The 6,440-nt window shown below is 41.9% G+C and carries 3 protein-coding genes and 1 pseudogene; all 4 read right to left on the bottom strand.

The window, feature by feature from the left end:
- Positions 1 to 2,653 (bottom strand): annotated as a pseudogene (locus Q1V93_RS05375) (hypothetical protein); the annotation flags it as partial.
- Between the two features lie 173 nt (positions 2,654 to 2,826).
- The gene (locus Q1V93_RS05370) at positions 2,827 to 3,969 is read right to left on the bottom strand and encodes a GlmU family protein (protein ID WP_300662500.1); all 1,143 of its coding nucleotides are present in this window, start codon (positions 3,967 to 3,969) and stop codon (positions 2,827 to 2,829) included.
- A 78-nt stretch (positions 3,970 to 4,047) separates the two neighbouring features.
- Positions 4,048 to 4,710, bottom strand: a complete 663-nt coding sequence (locus tag Q1V93_RS05365; protein ID WP_300662498.1) for an HAD family phosphatase — start codon at positions 4,708 to 4,710, stop codon at positions 4,048 to 4,050.
- Between the two features lie 30 nt (positions 4,711 to 4,740).
- Positions 4,741 to 6,276, bottom strand: a complete 1,536-nt coding sequence (locus tag Q1V93_RS05360; RefSeq protein WP_300662497.1) for a sodium:solute symporter — start codon at positions 6,274 to 6,276, stop codon at positions 4,741 to 4,743.
- Positions 6,277 to 6,440 lie beyond the last annotated feature (164 nt).

Here is a 6,440-nt window from a genome sequence, read left to right as displayed (position 1 = left end):
TTGTCGGATTCGGGTAAACGCTAAACGATACAGGTGATTTCCCGGCTTCATCCACACTTAAATCCTCCGGAATCGGGTTGAAATTAATTCCACACGGTCCCTGGTTACTCAAAAACGCACTTCGAACGGCACTTGCTTTTATAAACAAATCCTTTACCGGTTGTATCAAAGCAACTGTTTGAGCAGTTTGTCTTTTGAACACATACGCGTAATCCAATTCAATAAATTCACCACTGGCCAAGGACGTCTTACCAAAAGAATACCCTCCGCGACGATCTCCCGTCGGATTTGATGAAGAACCGGTTCCCGTCGGTTCAACTTCAGACCAGCTAAAACCCGGATTCACTCCCCCTGTTCCAAAGTAATACATGTCTTCGGAACCCGAATACATAAACTTTGTCGGGATTGTCGTAACACCTGGAGCACCCGGATACCCACTTCCGCCATAATACATCGTTTCTCCGAAGCGGAAATATCCGTTCAGCATGTTGTACCACTGTATTCCTGTTGTCGGATCAGATATCTGGACAGGTGCATTTATTCCACTGAATGCCGTTGCTGCGTACAAACCTCCATATTCGTTGTCCACGATTCCATCATTGAAACCGTAACCGTTCACAGATTGTCCCGGCAGAATTCCAATTCCATTATCAAGCCCATCGTTCGCTTGTTTCACCCCTTTTAAAATCATAAGTCCCTGTGCAGCAAGTGTGTCTTTAAAACCGAGACGCCCTGAGTAATCTTCATCAAAGAGATCCCCATTGTAATTATACACCAATCCCAAATCCACATTCGTTCCAACATAGTCATCGGTGAAATTTCCTAAATCGCCATCAAAACGACCTCCGAAGAACAAAGAATCCATTACTGCTCCACGGGAATATACCAAAACTTTGCGCATCAATACATTGTCAAATGTTTCCGTTGAATCACACGCCTGTGTATATACATAACTGTGAAACTCCAATGCTTTGTTCATATTTCCGTTGTTCCTGTAATGCGTAATACTAAAAACACAGTCATTCCCATAAATACTCGGATATCCACCTAAAAGCGGTTCATAAATTCCGTTTGAATTGATATCTGCAAACGGAGCCAGATCCGACGCCTGACCCAAAGCCGTATTTCCATGTGCCGGCCAGTTTCTGATTTCCCAAACCGGAACATAGTTGGAAGAGCCGAATTGTACGGAATCAATATGATCCTGAATCATCTGCAAACTGACATGATACGGACGATTGTATTTTGCTTCCAATAGTTCATTATACGAAGCACTCGCTGTATACGGGCCGGGAAGTTCATCGTATTGTTCTATGTAACTGGATCCTGCATTTGAAACGGTATCTCCGGAATGAGTAAACCCTACAAAATGTTCATTTAAATTATAACAAGCAGGAACTCCTTTGTAATAAGAACCGGATGTAGTATACGGAGTTGTAAGCACTTTCGTCCCCAACCCGACAGTTGCATCAAAGTATTGTCCCGCTTTAAAATCGGTTGCATACTCATCATACTTTAAAGCAGGCAAAGTCGAATACATTTCACAATAAGCTATTCTTCCCGGATTCTGGTTTCCGTTCAAATCTAAAGAAACTCCTTTCGCGCTCGGATCCGATCCTACCAGCAACCAATTGTTTGGAGTCTTGAAGAGATGATAGATCAATACCTTTGTCTTCAAAGAATCCAGGATCTGGAAAGTTTGGTTTGTCACGAAAAAGATTCCCTTGTCGGAAGCTATGTAGCGATAATACAAGTGATACCGGTTGTTTCGATATTCAATCTGGCTGACAGTAGAATTAGCCGGTCCGGAAAAAGAACCACTATTGATCATCGTTCCGGCTGCGTTGTAATGTTCGATATTCATTCCGTTACTAATGCCAATAGTTGTTGGGTTGATCAAAAAGGAGCTCACGGAACGATTCGTAGAAATTCCGGTGTTTTGAGTCGCATATACATTTGCAGCAGTTCTGGTAAATATGATTGCAGAACTCACTCCGCCACTCCAAACAATTTTCTCCGTTCCGTTTACTACAAATAAGTTTCCGCTTTTAAACCCTAAGAAGGTATTCCCAAAACTGGTTGAGGACGTAATGGAAGCACTTACCACTTCTTCCGCCAAAGCATTGAAACTTCCCGTATTCAATGCAACCCGAACTAAAGATCCCGTACTTTTCACCGCATAGGTAACCAAATCATTTCCGATCAGTTTCGGCTCAAAATAAGACGGTTTGTAATCAGTAGTACTCGTCAGGGCGCTGATCAAAGCTCCGGTATTTTTGTTGACCTTTAACCAGATTAATTTCATAGAAGTCGATGCCCCGGCTCCAAAAACATAATAACGTTCTGCTCCCTGTTCGATAATATTCAGTAACATATTTTGCTGAGGGTTTACCGGAAAATCGACAGGGTAATTGTAAGAATCAAATGTCTCCACATCTCCCAGGGAAGAGATTCGTTGATTGATCAAATGAACCTGGTTCTGTCCGATGCCACTTATACTTGTCAGATTGACTTTGTTTTGTGCATCGTAATAACTGTAATTCGTGAAGGTGGCATTTCCACTGTTGGCAGTGGCGTGTAGAAAAGTTCTGCTAAATTGAGAAAAAGCAGAACTGCTAATCAATAAGATTAAAAAAGTAAATAGATTTTTCATAGTGTACTTGTATTAGGTGTTAAACACTCTATCCGTTAAAACGAACAACACCTAAAACTAGCGAAAGGTTGAGTAGTTATTTCCCTCCTTTCCTGAAACGCATCAACCGTTGATTCTCCTGTCGATTTAAAATATTTAACTAAAAACAAGTCTGTTTTCCAACCGATTCAGAGCTATCCGCCATGTTTTGCCAGGTAATCAAACATGTAATGATCACCTTCTGTTAACTCCAGTCCGCGTCTGCTCATCATAGCATTGGCAGCTTCTTTGGCTTTTTTAAGTTCGAACAATTCCGTTCCGTTCACAGCTCCCCAGGAAAAGGAAGGAATGAATTTCTTTGGGAATTCACCACCGAATACGTTGCAGGAAACACCAACAACTGTTGCTGTATTGAACATCGTGTTGATCGCACATTTACTGTGATCTCCCATGCAAACACCCATAAATTGCAAACCGGTTTCCACTTCTCTTCCTTCTTCGTAAGACCAGGAACGAATCATTGAATAATTATTCTTCAGATTGGAAGTATTGGAATCCGCGCCAAAATTACACCACTCACCTACAACCGAATTTCCGAGAAAACCATCGTGTCCTTTGTTGGAATAGGCCTGGAAAACGCAATTTGAAACCTCACCGCCCACTTTACAGTAAGGACCAATGGTTGTTGCTCCGTAGATCTTCGCCCCCATTTTCACAACAGCATGTTCACCTAACGAAAACGGTCCGCGGATCATGGAACCTTCCATAATTTCGGCTTCTTTATCAATGTAAATTGGTCCGGAAGTGGTATTCAGAAATGAGCCTTCAACGGAAGCTCCGGCTTCGATAAAAATCAATGAAGGATCACCGATAATGGTATTTGAAGCGGAAATATGCTGTGATTCTCTTCCTCCGGTGAGTAAAAAATAATCTGCTACCAGCACCTCGTCATTTAATTGGAAGATATCCCAGCGTTGTGTTAACTCCAGCGGGTGCTGCTCAGACCATTTAATTCGTTCGGAAGCAGTTCCTCTCCTGGCAATCCAGGTATTTTCAGATACTAAAACCTGGTTTTCTTCCAAATGCAAAATCGCAGCTGCAATGGCTTCGTTCGGAATAATTGCCGCGTTGACTTCTATTTCTAAATCTCCGGATATTCTTGGAAATTTCTTCGAGATATACTTTTCTGTTTGAAACGACACCACCGCTTCCGGAATCCACTTTTCCCATCGTTCCTTATTTGTCAAAATCCCTACCCGCAAGTCACCGATAGGTCTTGTAAGTGTCAATGGCGCAAAACGCAAGTGTAATTCGTTATCGTGAAGAATGATGTTCATCGTAATCCTAATTTGTTAAGTGAAGATACGGAAATCTGAATTAAGAATTACGAATTCCCATTGTCAAATTGTGATTTATTAGAACAAATCAGTCAGTCTCGGATCGTTGTAGTCGGAGATAAAGAACAAGACGTTCGGGTATTTCTCAAATTCTTCCGGAGTGTGCGTTGTAGTCACTATTATTACCGGCATTCCGGCATTCAATGCAGCTTCAGCGCCTTTCGGAACATCTTCAAACACGATACACGCTTCCGGAGCAACTCCCAATTGCTTTGCTGCTTTTAAAAACACTTCCGGATTGGGTTTACTTTCCGTCACATCATCCGAACTCACAATGGTTTTAAAATAATGGCGGATCAATAAATTGTCAATTACAAAACCAATATTGAAAGGAAGTGCCGCCGACCCGATTGCCATTGAAATACCTTCTCGGTATGCTTTTTCAAGTATATTTTCCAATCCGGGAATCAATTGCAGCTCCGGACGATACAATTCCTGATACAGCTCTTCTTTCTTTTTGGAGATTTCCTTTACCTGTTCTTCAGTAAAAGCCCCTTTTCCAAAAACGCGTTCCAGCAATTCATTGTTCTTCCCAAATAGTTGCTGTTTTACCTCGTTGCGGGTTAAGCCAGCTTTCAGATCGTCATTCAAAATCCGGTTCCATACTTCCAGGTGGAATCCCATATCATCGATCATTGTACCATTCAGGTCAAACAAAAAGGCTTTTGGTTTCTTATTCATAGATTCAGAAACGTTTTATACGCTCAGATATTATGCCACAACAACTGATTTACCCGGTTTCGAAATCAACCAAAGTCCGATAAATGTTAGCAATCCATTCAGAATCAAGAGCTCATTCCCGAAAACATACCCCCCCAGATACGTTCCATTTTCCTGCAAAACTCCGCCAGTCATTACCTGCGAGTACTTACTGATGAAGAAACAAATTGCAGGAATCAACACACAAACAACAGGAACGAGGTTTTCTTTTAAAATGCGTTTGGTAAAAATCCCCAATGTAAACAAACCAAGCAAAGGTCCGTAGGTATAGCCGGCCAATTTCAAAATCAAACCGATCAAATCTGTTCCGGGAGTTGAATCCACATACCAGTTTGTGAAGAGAATAATCAACAGGAACAGGAGCGAAAATCCAATATGAACAATCAATTTATAGCGTTTCTTCTGCTTTTCTTCCCGTCGGTTGAAATTCAGGAAGTCAATACAGAATCCGGTTGTAAGCGCTGTCAACGCACTATCAGCCGAAGCATAAGACGAAGCTGTAATTCCGAGCAGGAAGAAAATACCGGCTATGGAGCCGAAGTTATTCAGAGCCAAAGTCGGGAACGTGTGATCGGTATTTGCAGGAACTTCCAAACCGGTCGACTGAATGTATACATACAAGGCTCCACCCAACAACAAAAACAAGAAGTTCGTAATCACGAGAATTGTTGTGAATGAATACATGTTTTTCTTCGCGTCTCCGATGGATTTACACGTGAGGTTTTTCTGCATTAAATCCTGGTCCAAGCCGGTCATTGCAATTGCCAGGAACATTCCTCCGAAGAATTGCTTGTAGAAATAAAGCGGCGAATTCGGATCGTCGAAAAAGAAAATGCGCGACATGGAATACCCGTTTTTCGTAGAAGATGAGGTGATTTTATCGTACAATCCGGAGAAATCAACTCCCAGGGTTTGAGCAATGATAATCGTACAAATGATTACGGATGAAACAAGGAAAATGGTTTGAAACGCATCCGTATAGACAATTGTCCGCACTCCTCCCTTGAAGGTATAAACCCAAATCAGTACAATGGTTGTTACCGTCGTCACCCAATATGGCACCCCCAAATCTTCAAACAGGAACATCTGCAATACTTCCGTGGCTAAATAAAGTCGGGTTGCCGACCCCAATGTTCTGGAAAGAATGAAAAATGCAGCTCCGGTTTTGTAACTGACGATTCCAAAACGCTTGTTCAGAAACTCGTAGATCGAAGTTACATTCAGGCGGTAATAGAGCGGCATCAGAATCTGGGCGATGACGACATATCCCAAAACATATCCCAAAACGATCTGGAAATACGCCATTCCTTCTGAAAACACTTTTCCGGGAACGGAGATGAACGTAACACCTGAAAGAGATGTTCCGATCATTCCGAATGCCACCAGATACCAGGGGCTTTGTCTGTTTCCCATGAAAAAGGAATCGGTGTCCGCCTTTCTGGAAGTGAGGTATGCAATGACGATCAGTAAACCGAAATATCCGATAAGGACAGTGGCAACGAGCCAGGGAGCTAAAGTGTTGTTCATGAATGAAAAATTCGAAGGAACGAAGTTAATGAATTCCGCAAGTTTTCGAATTCGGATTGGGAATTAATCCCAAAATTCAAATTGGCCAATTTGCCAGTCTTAGATTCAATTGATAAATGCAACTACGGTAGTTGTTAAGTTAAATCAAGGGAAAGAGAATTAAT

Origin of the sequence: Fluviicola sp. (assembly GCF_030151805.1) — a bacterium.
Taxonomy (GTDB): Bacteria; Bacteroidota; Bacteroidia; order Flavobacteriales_D; family Crocinitomicaceae; genus Fluviicola.
The sequence above is the reverse complement of the archived record's forward strand: the minus strand, read 5'-3'. Positions and strand labels throughout refer to the sequence as shown.

Coding starts and splice junctions, on each gene's coding strand:
- Q1V93_RS05370 (WP_300662500.1), bottom strand. CDS start 3,969: ATGAACATCATTCTTCACGATAACGAATTACACTTGCGTTTTGCGCCA.
- Q1V93_RS05365 (WP_300662498.1), bottom strand. CDS start 4,710: ATGAATAAGAAACCAAAAGCCTTTTTGTTTGACCTGAATGGTACAATG.
- Q1V93_RS05360 (WP_300662497.1), bottom strand. CDS start 6,276: ATGAACAACACTTTAGCTCCCTGGCTCGTTGCCACTGTCCTTATCGGA.